Below are 19,416 nucleotides of genomic sequence, written 5' to 3' on the forward strand. Positions count from 1 at the left end.
AGTGTGACGGGCTGTAAAAAATTCTCGAAATGAATGATGGCGATGCATCCAAAGAATTTCATGGGACCGATTCGCTTGGATACAATCCGCTCTCATTGAGTGAATTAAGTCAAATTCCAAACTATTTCGAGGGAATGCGGCGGCATTTTGTCATGCATATTCATGGCGTACATGCCGAATCATGAATCTGCTCGATAAGGAGGAGGCGAATATCGATAAATCTGGATAGTCAGCCGATTGACCCATCGATAGTGATTCCGTTGATATGGAAAGGTTACGAATGAGTACGACAGCTCGATACGATTCGATTGGCGGATTGTTTGAGGATTTCACGCAATCCGCCGCGCAGCGGGCCATCGAGGTCCGCACGATTTTCCACATGATTGGTGATGTTTCCGGCAAGTCGGTGCTGGATCTGGCTTGCGGATTCGGTTTTTTCGGGCGCGAAATCTACCGGCGCGGCGCGGCCAGCGTGGTCGGCGTGGACATCTCCGAGAAGATGATCGACCTGGCCCGCGAGGAATCACGCAAATACGGCGATCCGCTCGAATTCCACGTGCGCGACGTGGCGAACATGGAGCCGCTCGGGCAATTCGACCTGGTCAATGCCGCCTGGCTCTTCAATTACGCGGATTCGGTCGAGAACCTGCGCAAGATGTTCAAGGTGGTGCGCGCGAGCCTGAAGCCGGACGGCAAGCTGGTGGCCTATACCGTCGATCCCGATTTCTCGCTGGCCAAGGGCAATTTCGCGAAATACGGCGTGAACGTGCTCAACGAGCGCGCCTGGGGCCCCGGCCATCGCCACGATGCCGAGTTCGTCACCGAGCCGCCCAGCCCGTTCAGCTTCTACCGCTGGAGCCGCGCCGATTACGAAAGCGCGATCGCCGAGGCGGGGTTCCGCCACTTCGAATGGCAAAAGCCGCTGCTCGGTGCCGACGACATCGCCACCCACCCGCCTGGTTTCTGGGACGTGTTCCAGAACAACTGCCTGCAGACCGGCCTGATCTGCAGGCCCTGATATTCCAGAGGCGGCCCGATCCGCCCGATTCGTCCAGATTCTGCGCAAATCGGCAAGGCATGGCAGCCCGCTAGCGTCTCTGCCGATGCGCGCGCATCTCCTGAACCTGAGAGGCCGAGCCATGAATCAATCCGATGATCATTCCGGCGTGAGCATCCGCACACGCATCAAGGTGCCGATTCGTCCGCGTTCGAGCGCGACGGCATTTGAAACCGAGATGGTGACCTTCAACGGTCTTTGCGACGGCGCCGAGCATATCGCGCTGGTGTTCGGCAAGATCGGCGAGGCGCCGCTGGTACGCCTGCATTCCGAATGCCTGACGGGCGACGTGTTCGGCTCCGCGCGCTGCGATTGCGGCGAGCAGCTCGACGAGTCGGTCGCGCTGTTCGGCGAGCGCGGCGGCATCCTGCTCTATCTGCGCCAGGAAGGGCGCGGCATCGGGCTCTACAACAAGCTCGACGCGTATCGCCTGCAGATCTCGCAGGGGCTCGACACCTTCGCGGCCAATCGCGCGCTGAACTTCCCCGACGACCTGCGCGACTTCCGCGTGGCGGCCCAGATGCTCACGGCGCTCGGCGTCGGCGAGGTCTCGCTGGTCACCAACAACCCCGACAAGACCGCGCAACTGACCGATCACGGCATCAAGGTGCGCCAGGTGAAGTCGACCGGCGTGTTCGCCAACAGCGTCAACTTCGGTTATCTGCATGCGAAGGCGACCCAGCACCGGCATGCCATCAAGCTCAACGGAGAAATGCAATGATTGCCCATCGCAGCCCGATCAGCGGCATCGCCGCCCATCGCGACCAATACGTGCTGACGGCCGGCTACGACAACCAGGTGATCCTGTGGGACGCGAAGACGCAGCAGCCGCTGGCGCGCGCGATGCACGACCATCTCGCCAACCAGGGCGCGTTCTCGCCGAACGGCGACTACGTGGTGACCTCCTCGTCCGACTACACCGCGCGTCTGTGGACCGTGCCGAACCTGCGCCTGGTCGCGGTGTTCGCCGACCAGGAGGACGACGTCGAGATGAGCGTGTTCCATCCGTCCAAGCCGCTGGTGGCGACCGCTTCGCGCGACCATCGCGTGCGCGTCTATGACTTCTCCGGCCGGCTGGTGCAGACCTTCGCGGGGCATGCCGCCGACGTGATCTCGGTCGAGTGGATGAGCGATGCCGACGAGCTGGTCTCGTCGAGCGACGACGGCACCATCAAACGCTGGTCGCTCGCCACCGGCGGCCTGGTGGGTGACGTCGACCTGAACGGCATCGAGACCGACACCATCGTGATCGCCCCGGACAGCCGCATCTTCGCCGGCAACGACGAAGGCGAGATCATCATGATCGACGGCGATCGGCGCGCCACGCTCAAGGCGCACGACGCCGGCGTGAAGCGCCTGGTGCTCGACGGCCGGCGCGGCCTGCTGGTGTCGCTGTCCTACGACCGCACCATGCGGCTGTGGAAGGTCGGCGCGGGCATGCCCGAGGCCAGCGGCGGCACGCAACTGCCGCCCGAGGTCTGGCCGCGCTCCTGCTCGTTCGAGGGCGACGACCACATCGTTTTCTCGACCTTCCATTCCACCTATCGCCGCTACAACTGGAAGCTCTCGCGCTGGGACAGCCGCGAGATCGCGCCGACCCACGGCGCCAACGCGGCGATCGCGATCGACGGCAAGGTCTGGACCATCGGCGACGCGGGCGTGGTGCGCGTCGACGGCGTGGAGCACGCGAACACGCACAGCCTCTGCAACTTCCTGACGATGGCGGGCGAGGTGGTGTTGACGGGCGGCCAGCTCGGCAAGCTGTTCGACGCGCGCAGCGGGCGCGAGCTCTACCAGCACCGCTCGCCGCTCAACTGCGCGGCCAGCTTCGAGCACGAGGGGGTGACGCATGCGATCGTCGGCGCCTATACCGGCGAGGGCATCGTGCTGCGCATCGAGGGCGACAAGGTGCGGCACGTGCGCGACCTGCCGCTGCATCCGAACGCGGTGAAGGGCGTGGCGCGCTCGGGCGACCTGCTGTTCTCGGTGGCGGCCGATGCCTCGGCGACCTGGGTGCGCTGCTCGACGCTGGAGATCGTCGCCACGCTGCCCGATGCGCACGACAAGATCGCCAATGGCTGCGCCGGCCTCGGCGAGGGCTACTTCGCCTCGATCAGCCGCGATCTCAAGCTGCGGATCTGGTCGCCCGACCAGCAGGTCGAGCTGATCGACACGCCGCACACGCATTCGATCAAGTGCGTGAGCGCGAGCGGCGACGGTCGTTACGTCGCCACCGGCAGCTACTACGGGCGCGTGGCGATCTACGACCGCGTCGAGCGACGCTGGAGCTTCGATGCGCGCGTGAGCACGGCGGGCGTGTCCTCGTTGAGCTTCGATCCCTTGTCGCGGCATTTCCTCGCCAGCTCCTACGACGGCCAGGTCTACCGCGTGCCGGCGATCCCGCGCTGAAGCCGGCCCGGCCGGCGCCCGCTGCGGCGGCCGCTGGCCGGCCTTTCGTCCGAGCGCGCAACGGCTGCCGCACCGCGCGCGATTTGCCCATCCGATCCTGCAATCGACTGCTACCGACCATGACCATCACGTTGGCTGACAATCCGAACCGCCTCACCGATCGCGAGGCAATGGGCCTGCCCGAAACCTTCGTCGCGCGCACGCCGGCCGCGCTGCTCGCCGGCCACGAGGACCTGCTCGGCGCCGGCGCGCCCTGCCTGGTCGAGATCGTCGAGGATCCCGCCCAGCCGTTCGCGCGCCGTCATGCGGCGGGCGCCTTGCTCGGCCTGCTCGGCGATCCGCGCATTCGTCCGCTCGAGCCGGTGATGCGGCGCATCGAGGCGGCGCGGGCGAGGATCGGCCTCGATCCCGCCGAGCTCGGGCGCGTGCTGGCCGAGTGGGAGCGGGTCGGCGTGATCGAGCCCTGGATCGCGAAGGAATGCCCGGCCCACACCGTCGAGCTGGCCGCCTATGCGCTGATGCGCTATCCGGTCAGCAACCTCGAATACCGCCTGTTCCTCGAGGACACCGGCTCGACCGAGCTGCCGAGTTCCTGGGCCTTCGGCGTCTATCCGACCGAACGCTCGAATCATCCGGTGTGGTCGGTGTCGGCCGAGGCGGCCGACCACTATGCGCGCTGGCTCGCGCGCAAGACCGGGCGCGCGTTCCGGCTGCCGAGCGAGGCCGAATGGGAATACGCGGCGGCCGGCGGCGCGGCGCGCGAATATCCCTGGGGCGACGCGTTCGATCCGGCCGCCGCGAACACGGTCGAGGCGGGCCCGTTGAGCACCACCCCGGTCGGCATCTTTCCGGCCGGCCGCAGCGTGTTCGGCATCGACGACCTGGGCGGCAATGTCGAGGAATACGTCGCCGACGACTACCGCGCCTATCCCGGCGGCGATGCGATCGACGACGATCTCGCCCTGACCCAGGGCGCCTATCGCGTCGCGCGCGGCGGCAGCTTCACGCGCTTCGGCGACCTGGCGCGCTGCGCGCGCCGCCACGGACGCTACCAGCGCGACATCTACGCGATGGGTTTCCGGCTCGCGGAGACGCTGCGATGAGCGGCGCGCTGCGCAGTATCCAGGTCCACGACGATGCCTCGCGCGAGGCGCTCGATCGCGCCTGGATGGCCAGGGCGCTGGAGCTGGCGGCGCGGGGGCTGTATACGACCACGCCGAATCCGCGGGTCGGCTGCGTGATCGTCAAGCACGGGATCCTGATCGGCGAGGGCTACACCCAGCCGGCCGGCCACGACCATGCCGAGGTGCGCGCGATGAAGGATGCGCGTGCTCGCGGACATGAGCTGCGCGGCGCGACCGCCTACGTGACGCTCGAGCCGTGCAGCCATTACGGCCGCACGCCGCCATGCGCGAAGGGGCTGGTCGAGGCGGGCATCGCCACCGTGGTGGCGGCGATGGAAGACCCCAACCCGCAGGTATCGGGGCGTGGCTACGCGATGCTGCGCGAGGCCGGCATCGAGGTGCGCGGCGGCGTGCTCGAGGATGAGGCGCGCGAGCTCAATATCGGCTTCGTGTCGCGCATGACGCGCGCTCGGCCCTGGGTGCGCATGAAGATGGCCGCCTCGCTCGACGGCCGCAGCGCGCTGCCCGGCGGCGCGAGCCAGTGGATCACCGGCGCCGCCGCGCGTGCCGACGGCCATGCCTGGCGCGCGCGGGCCTGCTCGATCCTGACCGGCATCGGCACGGTGCGCGGCGACGATCCGCAACTGAACGTGCGCGGCATCGATACGCCGCGCCAGCCGCGGCGCGTGCTGATCGACGGCCGGCTCGACCTGCCGCACGAGGCGCGGCTGATGGCCGGTGCGCCGCCGCTGGTGTTCTGCGGTGAGCTCGATGCGCCGGCGCGCGCGCGTGCCGATGCGCTGCGCGCGCGTGGCGCCGAGGTGGTGTCGCTGGCCAACGCGCGCGGCTCGGTCGACCTGGCCGCCGTGCTGGGCGAATTGGGCTGCCGCGGCGACAACGAGCTGCACGTGGAGGCGGGGCGCACGCTGAGCGGGGCGCTGCTGCGCGCGGGGCTGGTGGACGAGTTGCTGGTCTATGTCGCGCCGAGCCTGCTGGGTGCCGATGCGGCGGCGATGTTCGAGCTCAGCGCGCCGGTCTCGCTGGAGTCGCGCGTGAAGCTGCGCTTCCATGACGTCGAGCGGGTCGGCGAGGATCTGCGGATCCTGGCGCGGTTCGAGGGTGTGTCTTGAGGTGAGGGCGAAATCAAGCGCGGCGGGGTTTTCAGGCAGGCGGCGCTGAATTGCCGTGATCGTCTTCGTAGTCGGAATACTTGCGCGAATCTCCGAATACCTTCTCCGCCGGGTATTTCCGGCGATTGATCGCCATCTTTTCCAGGAAGGCCGCGCGCAGGTCGACGTCCAGCCGGTCGGCGAGCTGGACCAGGTAGGCCAGCACGTCGGCCATTTCATGGCGCACCGCCTGCAGACCGGCTTCGCCGAGTTCGGCGGTCTCGCCCGAATTCAGCCACTGGAACGGCTCGAGCAATTCGCTCGCCTCGACGCTCAAGGCCGTGGCGAGGTTCTTCGGCGTGTGGAACCTGGCCCAGCCGCGCTCGGCGACGAATTCACGAAGGATGTCACGTGCCGTCAGCAGGCTGTCGCGCTCGTTCTGGTCGTTCACGGCTGGGCTCCTTGGGAAAAACCGGGTCGAGAAAACCGGTTCTCGAGTCCCGCTGGATAACAAAAAGCCCGCCGTCGGCGGGCTTCCCATGTTCGAGCCGGATCGCAACCCGTCCCGGCGCATGCCTTAGACGTTGAACAGGAAGTTCATCACGTCGCCGTCGTGCACCACGTATTCCTTGCCTTCGGCGCGCATCTTGCCGGCTTCCTTCGCGCCCTGCTCGCCCTTGTAGGCGATGTAGTCCTCGTAGCCGATGGTCTGCGCGCGGATGAAGCCGCGCTCGAAATCGGTGTGGATCACGCCGGCCGCCTGCGGGGCGGTGTCGCCGATATGGATGGTCCAGGCGCGCACTTCCTTCACGCCGGCGGTGAAATAGGTCTGCAGGCCGAGCAGCTTGAAGCCGGCGCGGATCACGCGGTCCAGGCCCGGCTCGTCCATGCCCATGTCGGCCAGGAAGGCTTCCTTGTCGGCATCGTCGAGATCGGCGATCTCGGCCTCGATCGCGGCGCACACCGCCACCACCGGCGCCTTCTCGGCCTCGGCGTACTTGCGCACGGCGTCCAGGTGCGGATTGTTCTCGAAGCCGTCGTCCTTGACGTTGGCCACGTACATCGCCGGCTTGGCGGTGATCAGGCAGAACGGCTTGAGGATCGCGCGCTCGTCCTCGGACAGGTCAAGGCCGCGCACGGCCTTGCCCTGGTCGAGGTGGGCACGAACCTTCTCGAGCGCGGCGGCCAGCTTGACCGCTTCCTTGTCGTTGCCCGACTTGGCGGCCTTCGAATAGCGCGTGAGCGCCTTCTCGACGGTGCCCAGGTCGGCCAGCGCCAGTTCGGTGTTGATCACCTCGATGTCGTCGAGCGGGCTCACGCGGCCGGCCACGTGGATCACGTTCTCGTCCTCGAAGCAGCGCACCACGTGGGTGATCGCGTCGGTTTCGCGGATGTTGGCGAGGAACTGGTTGCCGAGGCCTTCGCCCTTGCTGGCACCGGCCACCAGGCCCGCGATGTCGACGAACTCGACCACCGCCGGCACGATCCGCTCGGGATTGACGATCGCCGAGATCGCCTTCAGGCGCGCATCCGGCACCTCGACGATGCCGACGTTCGGCTCGATGGTGCAGAACGGGTAGTTCTCGGCGGCGATGCCGGCCTTGGTCAGCGCGTTGAACAGGGTGGACTTGCCGACGTTGGGCAGGCCGACGATGCCGCATTTGAGGCTCATGGGAAACCTTTCTGGATCAGATGTTGTGTGCTCGCGCGGGGCGCGCCCGGCAGCTTCGGGCCGATCGGCCGCGCAAGACGGAACCGGGGCGGGGCGGCAGGCGGCGCGACCGGGCGCTGGAGCCGGCGGTTTCGCGCGGATGCAGCCCGCGAAAGGCGCAATTGTATCGCGTTCGGATCGGGGGGATTTCAAGCGGGAGGGACGGCGGCGGCGGCGCGGGACGGAAACGGCGGCGCGGCGGGCGGGGCGCCGCCGACCAGGGGCGGGCGAGACGAGGGCAAGCCCGGTTACGGCGGGAGCCGCGCACGCCAGCATCGACAGGCTGCGCCGACGGTCGAACGACCGGAGCGTTGCCACCCCGGGAATTCGCCGTTCCTGGCGAGCGCGCCGCCCGTCAGTCGGCGACGCGTCGGTCGGCCAGCGCCGCTCGGCAGTCTTCCATCACCAGCGCGACGAGCCGCGACTGCATGTCGAGCTCATCGGTATCGATGATTTCCTCGACGGCGTCGCGCGCCCAGGCCTTCTCGACGAAGTCGCCGTGCTTCCTGGCGATGTCGAGCGCGACGGCGGCGAGCTTGGCGATGCAGAGCCAATCGGCTTCGCGCAAGTGGCGGTCGAGCCACTTGTGCGCGGCCTGCACCTGGAAGGATGCCGCAGGCCACGATTCGTTCAGGTAGAACGCGCCGAGATTTCCGACGGTGAGCCAGCACAGCAGCTCGACGCGGTCGTGTTGGGTGAGGTTGGGGTGTACGTCGCTCATGGCCATGCTCGAGATGGGGTTGAGAGTCGCTTTCCGTCACCGGTGATACGCGGGGCCGACGAATCAACAATAGCATGCCATGGACGATTGCACGCAAGCCCGGAATCGCCCGGACTCGCGCGCGGCGGATCAGTAGCGATAGTAGTCGCGATGGTGGTGGTAGCCGCCGTCCGGCACCACGATGCAGCCGCCGAGGGTGGAGCCGAGCAGCACGGCGAGCGAGGCGAGGAGGGCGATGCGTTTGAGTTTCATGATGGCGTTTCCCTTTGGTTCATCGATGGAGCCGACTGTAGCGGCGCCGGGCATGACAAGCGGTATGCGTTTGTAAGGAAACGTGTGGGTTGTAATGCTTGCGGGCCGTGCCTCACGGGGCGATCGCGGGGGCGGTTACGGATGAAATGGGTTCGGATCGCCGCGGCTTGTGGAGGGAGCAAAAAAAGGCGGGGGCGGGAAGCTCGGCACGGTGGATTCGCAGCGCCCAAGCGCCGTCTCGTTCAGTGCCGGAAGGGGGCGCCGGACTGGCGATCGAGCGCGGCGGCAAGGGCCGCGGAACCCGGGGGGCGATCTCGGGCAGGGTTTGTCCGTGTCGGTCGCGCGCGACAGTTTTCTCCGCTACCATGCCGCGCTTCGTCGTGCCGCTCGGCGCCGTCGTTCCGCAGCCTCGGCGAGTCGCTGGAGATCGCCGCCGAACTCCCGTTCGCGCTGATCTTCCGCAAGCCCGTGCCACATGGAAAAAACGGCCCCGCAGCTATAATGCGCGCCATGACTGCCCATCCTCAGACCTTCGACGTCGCCGTGGTCGGCGGCGGCCTTGTCGGCAAGACCGCGGCGCTCGCCATGACTCAGGCCGGCCTCAAGACGGCGCTGCTCGCGCAGCCCGCCGCGCCGCGCGCGGCCGACACGGCGTTCGACGCGCGCGTCTACGCGTTGTCGGCCAGCTCCCAGGCCTTGCTCGAACGCCTGCGCGTCTGGCAGGCGCTCGAGCACACGCGGCTCGCGCCCGTCTACGACATGCGCGTCTACGGCGACGCCCAGGCGGAGCTGCATTTCTCGGCCTTCCAGGCCGCGGTGCCGCAACTGGCCTGGATCGGCGAATCCTCGCTGGTCGAGCGGGCGCTGGATGCGGCGCTGCGCTTCCAGCCGAACCTGAGCTGGATCGACACGCGTGCCCAGGGGCTCGACATCACGCCCGAGCGCGCCACGCTGTCGCTCGCCAACGGCGAGGTGATCTCGGCCGACCTGGTGGTGGGCGCCGACGGCGCGCATTCCTGGGTGCGTTCCCAGATGGGTGCCAAGGTCAAGCGGCGCGACTATCGGCAGACCGGCGTGGTCGCCAATTTCAAGGCCGCCGAGCCGCACCGCGAAACCGCCTGGCAGTGGTTCCGCGACGGCGAGATCGTCGCCCTGCTGCCGCTGCCCGACGGTCACGTCTCGCTGGTCTGGTCGGCGCACACGGCGCATGCCGACGAACTGCTGGCGCTCGATCCGGCGCAACTGGCGGCCGAGGTCGAACGCGTCACGCATCGCCAGCTCGGCGCGCTCGATTGCGTGACGCCGGCCCAGGGTTTCCCGCTGGCGCTGCAGACCGTCGACCGGCTGATCGCGCCGCGCGTGGCCCTGGTCGGCGATGCCGCCCACCTGATCCACCCGCTGGCCGGGCAGGGCATGAATCTCGGGTTGCGCGACGTGGCCGCGCTGGCCGATGCCATCGCCTCGCGCGAAGCCTTCCGCGATCTGGGCGACACCGTGCTGCTGCGCCGCTACGAGCGCTCGCGCCGCGAGGACATCCGCGCGCTGATGGCGGCCACCGACGGCCTGCAACGGCTGTTCGCGCTGCCCGGCACACTGGCGCGCGTGGCCCGCAACACCGGCATGGCGCTGGTCGGCGCGCAGCCCTTCGTCAAGCGCTGGCTGGTCGCCTCGGCGCTCGGCTGAGCGCCGCCGCGATCCGATTCCGATCCTGATTTCGTGACGAACCGATCCGGCGCCGGCCGGTCGGACAGGGTTCGCCCACCGTCGTACACTAACGGACGTGCTCCGACAGACCCCCAAGGAAGAGTGAATGAAAACCACAGTCCGCATCGCCGCGCTCGTGCTGGCGACCGCCGCCGCCACGCTGGGATGCACCGCGCAGGCTGACCAGACCACCGACAAGCTGAAGACCACGCTGCAGGCGCGCCTGGGCGACGCGACCGTCAAGAGCATCGAGAAGTCGCCGATCCCGGGCCTCTACGAAGTGAATCTCGGGTCGCAGATCGTCTACAGCGATGCGGCGGGCGATTACGTTCTGCTCGGCGACCTGGTCGACACCAAGACGCGCAAGAACCTGACCGAGGCGCGCATGGCCGAGATCAACAAGGTCGATTTCGCCAGCCTGCCGCTCAACAACGCGATCAAGTACGTGAAGGGCAACGGCGCGCGCAAGATCGCGGTGTTCTCGGATCCGAACTGCCCCTACTGCAAGCGCTTCGAATCGACGCTGCAGTCGATGGACAACATCACCGTCTATACCTTCCTCTACCCGGTGCTGACGCCCGATTCGACGGTCAAGTCGAAGGCGATCTGGTGCGCCTCGGATCGCGCCAAGAGCTGGGAGAACTGGATGGTCAGCCATCAGCCGCCGAGCGGCGCCGGCAACTGCGACACCTCGGCGCTCGACAAGAACCTGGCGCTGGGCCGCGGCCTGAACGTGACGGGCACGCCCACCATCATCCTGGCGGACGGCACGCGCCTGCCGGGCGCGGTGTCCGCCGACCAGCTCAACAGCGCGCTGGCCGCCGTCAAGTGACGCGCCGGGCCCTAGCGCCCGAACCAGCAAGAGGCGCCGGCATTCGTCTGGCGCCTTTTTCGCATCTCGAACCCGCTTCACAACCTGCTTCACGAACCGTTTTGTTGCCGGCCCGTTTCGCCAACCTTTGCCGATGCCCCCGATGACCCCGATCCGCTATTCCATCGTCCCCAAGGACCCCGCCGCCCACCTGTTCGAAGTCACGCTGAGCGTCGCCGAGCCGGACCCGGCCGGCCAGCGCTTCATGCTGCCGGTGTGGATCCCGGGCAGCTACATGGTGCGGGAATTCGCGCGCAACATCGTCACGCTGCGCGCCTTCAACGAGGCCGGCCGCAAGGTCCGCATCGCCAAGGCCGACAAGCACAGCTGGCAGGCCGCGCCGGTCGAGGGGCCGCTGACGCTGCGCTACGAGGTCTATGCCTGGGATCTCTCGGTGCGCGCCGCGCATCTCGACGATACCGGCGGCTTCTTCAACGGCACCAGCGTGTTCCTGGCCGTCGAGGGGCAGGAGGCGGCGCCCTGCGTGGTGGCGATCGGCAAGCCCGAGGGCGAGACGGCGCGCCGCTGGCGCGTGGCGACGGCGCTGCGCGAGGCGCGCGGCACGCGACGCTACGCGTTCGGCGACTACGAAGCCGACAACTACGACGAACTGATCGACCATCCCGTCACGCTCGGCGAATTCGCGCTGGCGAGCTTCGACGCGCATGGCGTGCCGCACGACGTGGTGATCGCGGGCCGCGTCGCGCGGCTCGACATGGAGCGCCTGTGCGCGGACCTGAAGCGCGTCTGCGAGGCGCAGATCGCGCTGTTCGAGCCACGCACGAAGAAGGCGCCGATGGCGCGCTACGTGTTCATGACGCAGGCCGTCAGCGATGGTTACGGCGGCCTCGAGCATCGCGCCTCGACGGCGCTGATCTGCAACCGCACCGACCTGCCGGTGAAGGGCCGCCCGGAAACCAGCGAGGGCTACCGCACCTATCTGGGCCTGTGCAGCCACGAGTATTTCCACACCTGGAACGTCAAGCGGATCAAGCCGGCGGCCTTCGTCCCCTACGACCTGAAGCAGGAGAACTACACCTCGCTGCTGTGGCTGTTCGAGGGCTTCACCTCCTACTACGACGACCTGATGCTGGTGCGCAGCGGCCTGATGAGCCGCGAGGAATACCTGGCCGCGCTGGGCCGCACCGTCGGCGGCGTGCTGCGCGGCGCGGGCCGCACCAAGCAGAGCGTGGCGGAAAGCTCGTTCGACGCCTGGGTCAAGTACTACCGCCAGGACGAGAACGCCTCGAACGCGATCGTCAGCTACTACACCAAGGGTTCGCTGGTGGCGCTGAGCTTCGACCTGGCGATCCGCGCCGCGACGCGCAATCGCAAGTCGCTCGACGACCTGATGCGCCTGCTCTGGACGCGCTACGGCCGCGACTTCTATCAAGGCCAGCCGCGAGGCGTGGCCGAGGGCGAGGTGGCCGCGCTGATCGTCGAGGCCACCGGCGTCGACCTGGGTCGCTTGTTCGACGATGCCGTCTCGGGCACGCGCGACCTGCCGCTGGCCGAGCTGTTCGAGCCGTTCGGCGTGACGCTCTCGCCCGAGGCGGGCCCCGGCGCGAAACCCTCGATCGGTGCGCGCGTACGCGGTGGAGGCGATTGCACGCTGGCGGTGGTGCACGAGGGCGGTGCCGCGCATCGGGCCGGGCTGTCGGCCGGCGACGTGCTGGTCGCGCTGGACGGTTTGCGCGTGACGGGCAGCAACCTGGAGGGGCTGCTGGCGCGCTACCGCCCTGGTGACAGGGTCGAAGCCCATGCCTTCCGCCGCGACGAGCTGCGCACCACCACGCTGCGGCTCGACGCGCCCGACGTGGTGCGCTACAAGCTGGCGGCGGCCGACAAGCCGGCTGCGCGGCGTGCCTGGCAGAACGCCTGGCTGGGGCTGTAGCACGGTAAACCGGCGATGGGTCGCGGTGGATTGTCCCGCTGTTGCAACAATCCGTCGCCGGCGGCCCGCTTTTTCATGTCGGGGGGGATCCGCACAATGGGCCCCACTCGCGCTGCTTCCAGCGCAAACCCAACGGAGCCCGACATGACGACCATCCTGCAAATCAATTCCGCCGCCCGCTCGCAAGGCGCCCGCTCGACCCAACTGTCCGACGAACTGACCGCCAAGCTGGCCCAGTCCAACCCGGGCGCCAAGGTGGTGGTGCGCAATCTGCTCGCGAATGCGCAGCCGCACCTCGACGACACCGTGCTCGGCGCCTTCTTCACGCCGGCTGAACAACGCAGCGCCGAGCAGAACGCGATCGTCGCGAAGAGCGACGAGCTGGTCGCCGAACTGCAGGCCGCCGACATCGTCGTGATCGCCGCGCCGCTCTACAACTTCGGCATCTCCTCGCAACTGAAGACCTATTTCGACTGGATCGCCCGCGCCGGCGTGACCTTCCGCTACACCGCGAACGGCCCGGAAGGCCTGGTCACGGGCAAGAAGGTGTTCGTGGTCTCGGCCCGCGGCGGCAAGTACCTCGGCACGCCGAACGACACGCAGACGCCGTACCTGAAGACCTTCCTGGGCTTCCTGGGCATGACCGACGTCAGCTTCATCCACGCCGAAGGCCTGAACATGGGCCCGGACGCGGAAACGGCCGCGCTGGCGGCAGCCCGCGAAGCGATCGCCGCGGCAGCCTGAGGCGGCTTTCCGGAGCGTGCGCCGCGCCCCCCGGCGCGCGCTTCGGCTGCTGCCTTGAATGAAAACAGCCCGATCGGCATAGGCCGGTCGGGCTGTTTCGTTTGCGGCGGGAGGATCGGGCGTGGCCCGGCTTCAGGCCAGCGTGACGGCCTCGGCGGGCAGCCGCCAGTCGATCGGCGCCTTGCCGTGCTCGGCCAGGTAGTCGTTGGCCAGCGCGAAATGCCGGTTGCCGAGGAAGCCGCGGTGCGCGGAGAGCGGCGAGGGATGCGGCGACTCGAGCACGCAATGCGCGCTGGTATCGAACAGCGCGCGCTTGGCCTGCGCGTGCGCGCCCCACAGCATGAACACCAGAGCGCGATGGCGGCGCGCCAGTTCGCGGATCAGCGTATCGGTGCAGGGCTCCCAGCCGCGTTTCGCGTGGCTCGCGGCCGCGCCTTGCTCGACCGTCAGCACGGTGTTGAGCAGCAGCACGCCCTGGCGCGCCCAGGAGTCGAGGCAGCCGTGCTTCGGCGTATCGTGCCCGAAGTTCGCGGCGATTTCCTTGAAGATATTGCGCAGCGAAGGCGGCGGGCGTACCGCCGGCGGCACCGAGAAGGCCAGGCCGTGAGCCTGCGGCGTGCCGCGATCGTCGCCGTGATACGGGTCCTGGCCGAGGATCACCACGCGGACCTCGTCGGGCGAGGTCAGGCGCAGCGCGCGGAATACGTCGGCCGGGTAGATCGTCTTGCCGGCCGCGCGTTCGGCGTCGACGAAGCGGCACAGCGGGGCATAGGCGTCGCTCGACACGAAGGGCGCGAGCAGCTCGCGCCATGCGGTGGGCAGGGCCTCGAACTGCGCCTCGAGCGGCAGCGCCGCCGGTGCCGCGCCGGCGCCGACATCCGCCGCGATCACTGCGGTTTCGGTGTTGCCGGGCGTGGGCGTGGCCGGCTCGTCGAACAGTGACGCTTGCGAGACGTCGCGCGGCTTGGCGCGGGAGGGGGAACGGCTCGCCATGGTTCAGGCGTCGCGCAGGCGGTAGCCGCGCTGCGCCTTGCTCTGGTCGTCGGGCGCGAGGCCCGGCAGCGCGGCCTTGAGTTCGTTCGCGAGCGTGTGCAGCACGGCCTCGTCGCCCTCGATCAATTCGAGTTCGATCTCGCGGATCGGCGCGCGACGCGTGTCGCCGTCCACCTCGGCGATGATCTCGCCGAGATCGAGCCCGGCCTCGACGGTGCTGCCGTCACGGACGATGCGCCAGAGCGTGCGCGCGAAATCGGTGCGGAACAGCGCGACCAGCCGCGGCGCGGCCGCGCGCAGCGCGTCGGCCGCGGCCGGCACGTCGCAGACGGCCAGCAGCGCGTCGATCTCCAGCGCATCGCCGGCTACCGGCAGCTCCCATTCGTGGCGCGTGTGCAGGCCCTGCTCGGCCGAACCGACCGTCTTGAAGGTCTGCAGCCAGCCTTGCGGCGCGAGGCGCACGCGAATGGCGCTCTTGGCCCGTGCCAGGGCGAGATCGGGCGTGTCGTAATAGACGTTGGCGAGATGGATCTCGCGGCCCGCCGCGCCGGCGCAGGCGTCCAGCGCGCTACGGGCCGCGCCCTGCGCGCCGGCCGGCAGCGCCAGCTTGATTTCGGTTTCGATGGCCATCGCGATGCGCGTCAGAAGAACATCCGGGCGAGTTCCTCGCCCGGTTGCTCGGCGCGCATGAAGGCCTCGCCGACCAGGAAGCAGTGCACGTCGGCCGCCTTCATGCGTTCCACGTCGGCGCGCGCGAGGATGCCCGATTCGGTCACCACGATGCGATCGGCCGGCACCATGTCGAGCATGCCCAGCGTGGTCTCGATGGTGGTCTCGAAAGTGCGCAGGTTGCGGTTGTTGATGCCGATCAGCGGCGTCTTCAGCGTGAGCGCCTCGTTCATCTCGTCGCGGTCATGCACCTCGACCAGCACCGCCAGGCCCAGCGAATGCGCATAGGCTTCCAGGTCCTGCATCTGCGGCGTGTCGAGCGCGGCGGCGATCAGCAGGATCGCGTCGGCGCCCATCGCACGCGCTTCGAGCACCTGGTAGGCGTCGACGATGAAGTCCTTGCGCAGCACCGGCAGTTCGCAGGCCGCGCGGGCTTCCTTGAGATAACGCGCGCTGCCCTGGAAGAACTGCTCGTCGGTCAGCACCGACAGGCAGGCCGCGCCGTGCTGCGCATACGAGGCGGCGATCTCCGCCGGCACGAAATGCTCGCGCAGCACGCCCTTGGAGGGGCTGGCCTTCTTCACCTCGGCGATCACGGCTGACTGGCCGGCCGCGTGCCTGGCGCGCAGCGCGCCGACGAAGTCGCGCAGATCGCGGGTTTCGGCTTCCAGCCTGAGGGCTTCGAGCGGCGTGCTCTGCAGCGCGGCGGCGATTTCCTCGCGCTTGACGCCAATGATTCGGTTGAGGATGTCACTCATGGCAAATCCGACGGAATGGGGTTCGGACCGGGATCCGGGTGGATTGGCCGACCGGCTGGCCGGTCGGCACGCAGGGGTTCAGCGCGGAAACTGACGGGTGAAGCGTACCAGCTCGTCAACCTTGGCGCGCGCCGCGCCGCTGGCGATGGCCTCGCGCGCGAGGCCGATGCCCTCGGCGATCGAGGGCGCGATATTGGCCGCGTAGAGCGCGGTGCCCGCGTTCAGCGTGACGATCTCGCGCGCCACGCCGGGCTTGTTGTCGAGCGCCTCGAGCAGCAGCACGCGCGACTCGTCGGCATTCTCGACCTTCAGCGTGCGGTTCGACACCATCTGCAGGCCGAAATCCTCGGGATGGATCTCGTATTCGGTGACCTTGCCGTCGCGCAGCTCGCCCACCAGGGTGGCCGCGCCGAGCGAGACCTCGTCCATGCCGTCCTTGCCGTAGACCACCAGCACGTGCTCGGCGCCGAGCCGTTGCATCACGCGTACCTGGATGCCGACCAGGTCGGGGTGGAACACGCCCATCAGCTGGTTGGGCGCGCCGGCCGGGTTGGTCAGCGGCCCGAGGATGTTGAACAGGGTCCGCACGCCGAGCTCGCGGCGCACCGGCGCGATGTTCTTCATCGCCGGATGATGGTTGGGCGCGTACATGAAGCCCATTCCGGTGGCCTCGATCGAGGCCGCCACCTGCTCGGGCGCGAGGTCGATGTTGACGCCGAGCGCGTCGAGCACGTCGGCGCTGCCGGACTTGCTCGAGACGCTGCGGTTGCCGTGCTTGGCCACCTTGGCGCCGGCCGCGGCCGACACGAACATGGTCGCGGTCGAGATATTGAAGGTGTGCGAGCCGTCGCCGCCGGTGCCGACGATATCGACGAAGTTCGAGTTGTCGGCCACCTCGACGTGGCGCGCGAATTCACGCATCACGGTGGCGGCCGCGGCGATCTCGCCGATCGTTTCCTTCTTCACGCGCAGGCCGGTGATGATCGCGGCGGCCATCACGGGCGACATGTCGCCCCGCATGATCATCCGCATCAGGTGCAGCATCTCGTCGTGGAAGATCTCGCGGTGCTCGATCGTGCGCTGCAGCGCTTCCTGAGGGGTAATCGTCATCGCATCCCCGCTCATGCCGGCTGGGCCGCGCTCGCGCGCGCCTGCTTCAGGAAGTTCTGCAACTGCGCGTGGCCGTGCTCGGAGAGGATCGATTCGGGGTGGAACTGCACGCCCTCGATCGGCAGCGTCTTGTGGCGCACGCCCATGATCTCGCCGTCCTCGGTCCAGGCCGAGATCTCCAGGCAGTCCGGCAGCGTCTCTCGCTCGATCGCCAGCGAGTGGTAGCGCGTCACGTCGAAATGCCGGGGCAGGTCGGCGAACACGCCGCGGCCGTCGGTCTCGATGCGGCTCACCTTGCCGTGCATGATGGTCTTGGCGCGGATCACGCGGCCGCCGAAGGCCTCGCCGATCGCCTGGTGGCCGAGGCACACGCCCAGGATCGGCTTCCTGCCCGCGAACTCGCGCAGCACCTCGAGCGTGATGCCCGCGTGCTGCGGGTTGCTCGGGCCCGGCGACAGGCAGATCGCCTCGGGATCGAGCTCGGCGATCTGCGCGAGCGTGATCTCGTCGTTGCGATAGGTCCGCACGTCTTCGCCGAGTTCGCCGAAGTACTGGACCAGGTTGTAGGTAAACGAATCGTAGTTGTCGATCATCAGCAGCATGGTCAGTCTCCGTTCAGAAGTCGCTGTCGAGGCCGTCCTGCACCTGTTCCGCCGCACGCAGCACGGCGCGCGCCTTGTTCTCGGTTTCCTGCCATTCGGATTCGGGCACCGAGTCGGCCACCACGCCGGCCGCGGCCTGCACGTAGAGATTGCCGTTGTGGATCAGGCCCGTGCGGATCGCGATGGCCAGGTCCATCTCGCCCGAGAACGACAGGTAGCCGACCGCGCCGCCGTACAGGCCGCGCTTGACCGGCTCGAGCTCGTCGATCAGCTCCATGGCGCGCACCTTGGGCGCGCCCGACAGCGTGCCGGCCGGGAAGGTGGCGCGCAGCACGTCGTAGTTGGTCATGCCGGGCTTGAGCTTGCCTTCCACCGAGCTGACGATGTGCTGCACGTGCGAGTACTTCTCGATCACCATCTTGTCGGTCACGGCGACCGAGCCGGTGGTGGCGATGCGGCCGACGTCGTTGCGCGCCAGGTCGATCAGCATCACGTGCTCGGCGATTTCCTTCGGGTCGTTGAGCAGCTCGGTGGCGAGCGCGGCATCGCGCTCCGGCGTGTTGCCGCGCGTGCGCGTGCCGGCCAGCGGGCGGATCGTGACGATCTGGTCCTCGCCGCGCTTTTCCTGGCGAACCAGGATCTCGGGCGAGGCGCCCACCACGTGGAATTCGCCGAAGTTGTAGTAGTACATGTACGGCGAGGGGTTCAGCGAACGCAGCGCGCGGTACAGCGAGAGGGGATTGTCGCGATAGGGCTTGGTCAGGCGCTGGCCGACCTGGACCTGCATCAGCTCGCCCTCGGCGATGTATTCCTTGGCCTTGAGCACGGCGGCCAGGTAGTCGTCCTTCTTGAATTCGCGGAAGGTTTCGGTGCGCACGCTCGGCGAGGTCACCGGCGGCTGCACCGTCGAGTGCAGGCGCTGCTTGAGCTCGCGCAGGCGCTGTTTGGCGCGCGGATAGGCCTCGGGGCGCGACGGGTCGGCGTAGATGATCAGGTAGAGCTTGCCGGCCAGGTTGTCGATCACGGCGACTTCCTCGCTCAGCAGCAGCTGGATGTCGGGCAGGTGCAGGTCGTCGGGCGGCGCCGTGTCGGCCAGCTTCTTCTCGATGTAGCGCACCGCGTCGTAGCCGAAGTAGCCGGCCAGGCCGCCGCAGAAGCGCGGCAGGCCGGGGCGCTGGGCCACCTTGAAACGTGCCTGGAACTGCTCGATGAAGGCGAACGGGTCGCCTTCGTGCGTCTCCACCACCTTCCCGTCGGTGACCACCTCGGAGACGCCCTTGCTGGTACGCACCAGGGTGCGGGCCGGCAGGCCGATGAACGAGTAGCGGCCGAAGCGTTCGCCGCCGACCACCGATTCGAGCAGGAAGGAATTGGCGCCGCCGCGCTCGGACTGCGCCAGCTTGAGGTACAGCGAGAGCGGGGTTTCGAGGTCGGCGAGCGCTTCCGCGATCAGCGGGATGCGGTTGTAGCCTTGATTCGCGAGCGATTGGAATTCGAGTTCAGTCATGTTCCGGTCCTGTGGGGACGAGCGGCAGGGCATGCCGGGAGAATCGCGGTCGCTGCGCGGCGGGCCGGGGGCGGGTTGCGGTCAGGGCCTGACCGGCTTGCACCATCGTCGTGCGAGCGACCGATGCGCGTTCCCGGCGCCCGGACGCGAGGCGTTCGGGGCGAGGGCAGGGCATGGACAA

The 19,416-nt window shown here is 68.2% G+C and carries 19 protein-coding genes; 9 read left to right on the forward strand and 10 right to left on the reverse strand.

The window, feature by feature from the left end; all coding sequences use genetic code 11:
• The first annotated feature begins 280 nt into the window (after nt 1-280).
• From FB600_RS27970 to ribD, 5 genes are all read left to right on the forward strand, one after another.
• Nucleotides 281-1,018, forward strand: coding sequence for a class I SAM-dependent methyltransferase (locus FB600_RS27970; protein ID WP_096749808.1), 738 nt, complete (start codon nt 281-283; stop codon nt 1,016-1,018).
• Nucleotides 1,019-1,139: 121 nt separating this feature from the next.
• Nucleotides 1,140-1,778, forward strand: a complete 639-nt coding sequence (gene ribA / locus FB600_RS27975; RefSeq protein ID WP_013696509.1) for a GTP cyclohydrolase II — start codon at nt 1,140-1,142, stop codon at nt 1,776-1,778.
• Nucleotides 1,775-3,466 carry a WD40 repeat domain-containing protein gene (locus FB600_RS27980; RefSeq protein ID WP_096749807.1) on the forward strand — a complete coding sequence of 564 codons (1,692 nt, stop codon included), beginning with the start codon at nt 1,775-1,777 and terminating at the stop codon, nt 3,464-3,466. Before ribA ends, FB600_RS27980 begins: the two co-directional genes overlap by 4 nt.
• 119 nt (nt 3,467-3,585) lie before the next feature.
• Nucleotides 3,586-4,569: a formylglycine-generating enzyme family protein gene (locus FB600_RS27985; RefSeq protein ID WP_096749806.1), complete on the forward strand. Its 984-nt coding sequence runs from the start codon at nt 3,586-3,588 to the stop codon at nt 4,567-4,569.
• Nucleotides 4,566-5,720, forward strand: a complete 1,155-nt coding sequence (gene ribD / locus FB600_RS27990; protein WP_373421859.1) for a bifunctional diaminohydroxyphosphoribosylaminopyrimidine deaminase/5-amino-6-(5-phosphoribosylamino)uracil reductase RibD — start codon at nt 4,566-4,568, stop codon at nt 5,718-5,720. The genes FB600_RS27985 and ribD overlap by 4 nt, the downstream gene beginning before the upstream one ends.
• A gap of 31 nt (nt 5,721-5,751) precedes the next feature.
• Here ribD and FB600_RS27995 read toward each other — a convergent pair whose 3' ends face one another.
• From FB600_RS27995 to FB600_RS37830, 4 genes are all read right to left on the reverse strand, one after another.
• Complete coding sequence (locus tag FB600_RS27995; protein WP_096749805.1) at nt 5,752-6,150, reverse strand: nucleotide pyrophosphohydrolase; 399 nt, start codon at nt 6,148-6,150, stop codon at nt 5,752-5,754.
• Nucleotides 6,151-6,276: 126 nt separating this feature from the next.
• Nucleotides 6,277-7,371 (reverse strand): redox-regulated ATPase YchF, encoded by a 1,095-nt coding sequence (gene ychF / locus FB600_RS28000; RefSeq protein ID WP_013696515.1) that lies wholly within the window; start codon nt 7,369-7,371, stop codon nt 6,277-6,279.
• A 394-nt stretch (nt 7,372-7,765) separates the two neighbouring features.
• Complete coding sequence (locus FB600_RS28005; protein WP_096749803.1) at nt 7,766-8,131, reverse strand: hypothetical protein; 366 nt, start codon at nt 8,129-8,131, stop codon at nt 7,766-7,768.
• Between the two features lie 129 nt (nt 8,132-8,260).
• Entirely contained in the window at nt 8,261-8,383 is a 123-nt protein-coding gene (locus tag FB600_RS37830; RefSeq protein ID WP_036030550.1) for a hypothetical protein, read from the reverse strand.
• A gap of 501 nt (nt 8,384-8,884) precedes the next feature.
• Here FB600_RS37830 and FB600_RS28015 point away from each other — a divergent pair.
• The 4 genes from FB600_RS28015 (at nt 8,885) to FB600_RS28030 (ending at nt 13,596) form a co-directional block, all read left to right on the forward strand.
• Nucleotides 8,885-10,066, forward strand: a complete 1,182-nt coding sequence (locus FB600_RS28015) for a UbiH/UbiF family hydroxylase (protein WP_096749802.1) — start codon at nt 8,885-8,887, stop codon at nt 10,064-10,066.
• A gap of 127 nt (nt 10,067-10,193) precedes the next feature.
• Complete coding sequence (locus tag FB600_RS28020) at nt 10,194-10,919, forward strand: DsbC family protein (RefSeq protein WP_096749801.1); 726 nt, start codon at nt 10,194-10,196, stop codon at nt 10,917-10,919.
• Nucleotides 10,920-11,061: 142 nt separating this feature from the next.
• Entirely contained in the window at nt 11,062-12,852 is a 1,791-nt protein-coding gene (locus FB600_RS28025) for a M61 family metallopeptidase (protein WP_098154585.1), read from the forward strand.
• A 144-nt stretch (nt 12,853-12,996) separates the two neighbouring features.
• The gene (locus tag FB600_RS28030) at nt 12,997-13,596 is read left to right on the forward strand and encodes an FMN-dependent NADH-azoreductase (protein WP_145757698.1); all 600 of its coding nucleotides are present in this window, start codon (nt 12,997-12,999) and stop codon (nt 13,594-13,596) included.
• Between the two features lie 132 nt (nt 13,597-13,728).
• On the opposite strand, the gene FB600_RS28035 is transcribed toward FB600_RS28030, so the two are convergent.
• From FB600_RS28035 to trpE, 6 genes are all read right to left on the reverse strand, one after another.
• Nucleotides 13,729-14,589 carry a uracil-DNA glycosylase gene (locus tag FB600_RS28035; protein WP_145757697.1) on the reverse strand — a complete coding sequence of 287 codons (861 nt, stop codon included), beginning with the start codon at nt 14,587-14,589 and terminating at the stop codon, nt 13,729-13,731.
• Nucleotides 14,590-14,592: 3 nt separating this feature from the next.
• Nucleotides 14,593-15,219 (reverse strand): CYTH domain-containing protein, encoded by a 627-nt coding sequence (locus tag FB600_RS28040; RefSeq protein WP_025100552.1) that lies wholly within the window; start codon nt 15,217-15,219, stop codon nt 14,593-14,595.
• A gap of 11 nt (nt 15,220-15,230) precedes the next feature.
• The gene (gene trpC, locus FB600_RS28045) at nt 15,231-16,016 is read right to left on the reverse strand and encodes an indole-3-glycerol phosphate synthase TrpC (protein WP_096749797.1); all 786 of its coding nucleotides are present in this window, start codon (nt 16,014-16,016) and stop codon (nt 15,231-15,233) included.
• Between the two features lie 78 nt (nt 16,017-16,094).
• Complete coding sequence (trpD, locus tag FB600_RS28050) at nt 16,095-17,126, reverse strand: anthranilate phosphoribosyltransferase (RefSeq protein WP_096750669.1); 1,032 nt, start codon at nt 17,124-17,126, stop codon at nt 16,095-16,097.
• A gap of 11 nt (nt 17,127-17,137) precedes the next feature.
• Nucleotides 17,138-17,728, reverse strand: a complete 591-nt coding sequence (locus tag FB600_RS28055) for an anthranilate synthase component II (protein WP_017919761.1) — start codon at nt 17,726-17,728, stop codon at nt 17,138-17,140.
• A gap of 13 nt (nt 17,729-17,741) precedes the next feature.
• Complete coding sequence (gene trpE, locus FB600_RS28060; RefSeq protein ID WP_145757696.1) at nt 17,742-19,235, reverse strand: anthranilate synthase component I; 1,494 nt, start codon at nt 19,233-19,235, stop codon at nt 17,742-17,744.
• Between the last annotated feature and the right edge of the window lie 181 nt (nt 19,236-19,416).

The sequence above is a fragment of the Burkholderia sp. SJZ089 genome, assembly GCF_007828315.1.
GTDB classification, from domain to species: domain Bacteria; phylum Pseudomonadota; class Gammaproteobacteria; order Burkholderiales; family Burkholderiaceae; genus Burkholderia; species Burkholderia gladioli.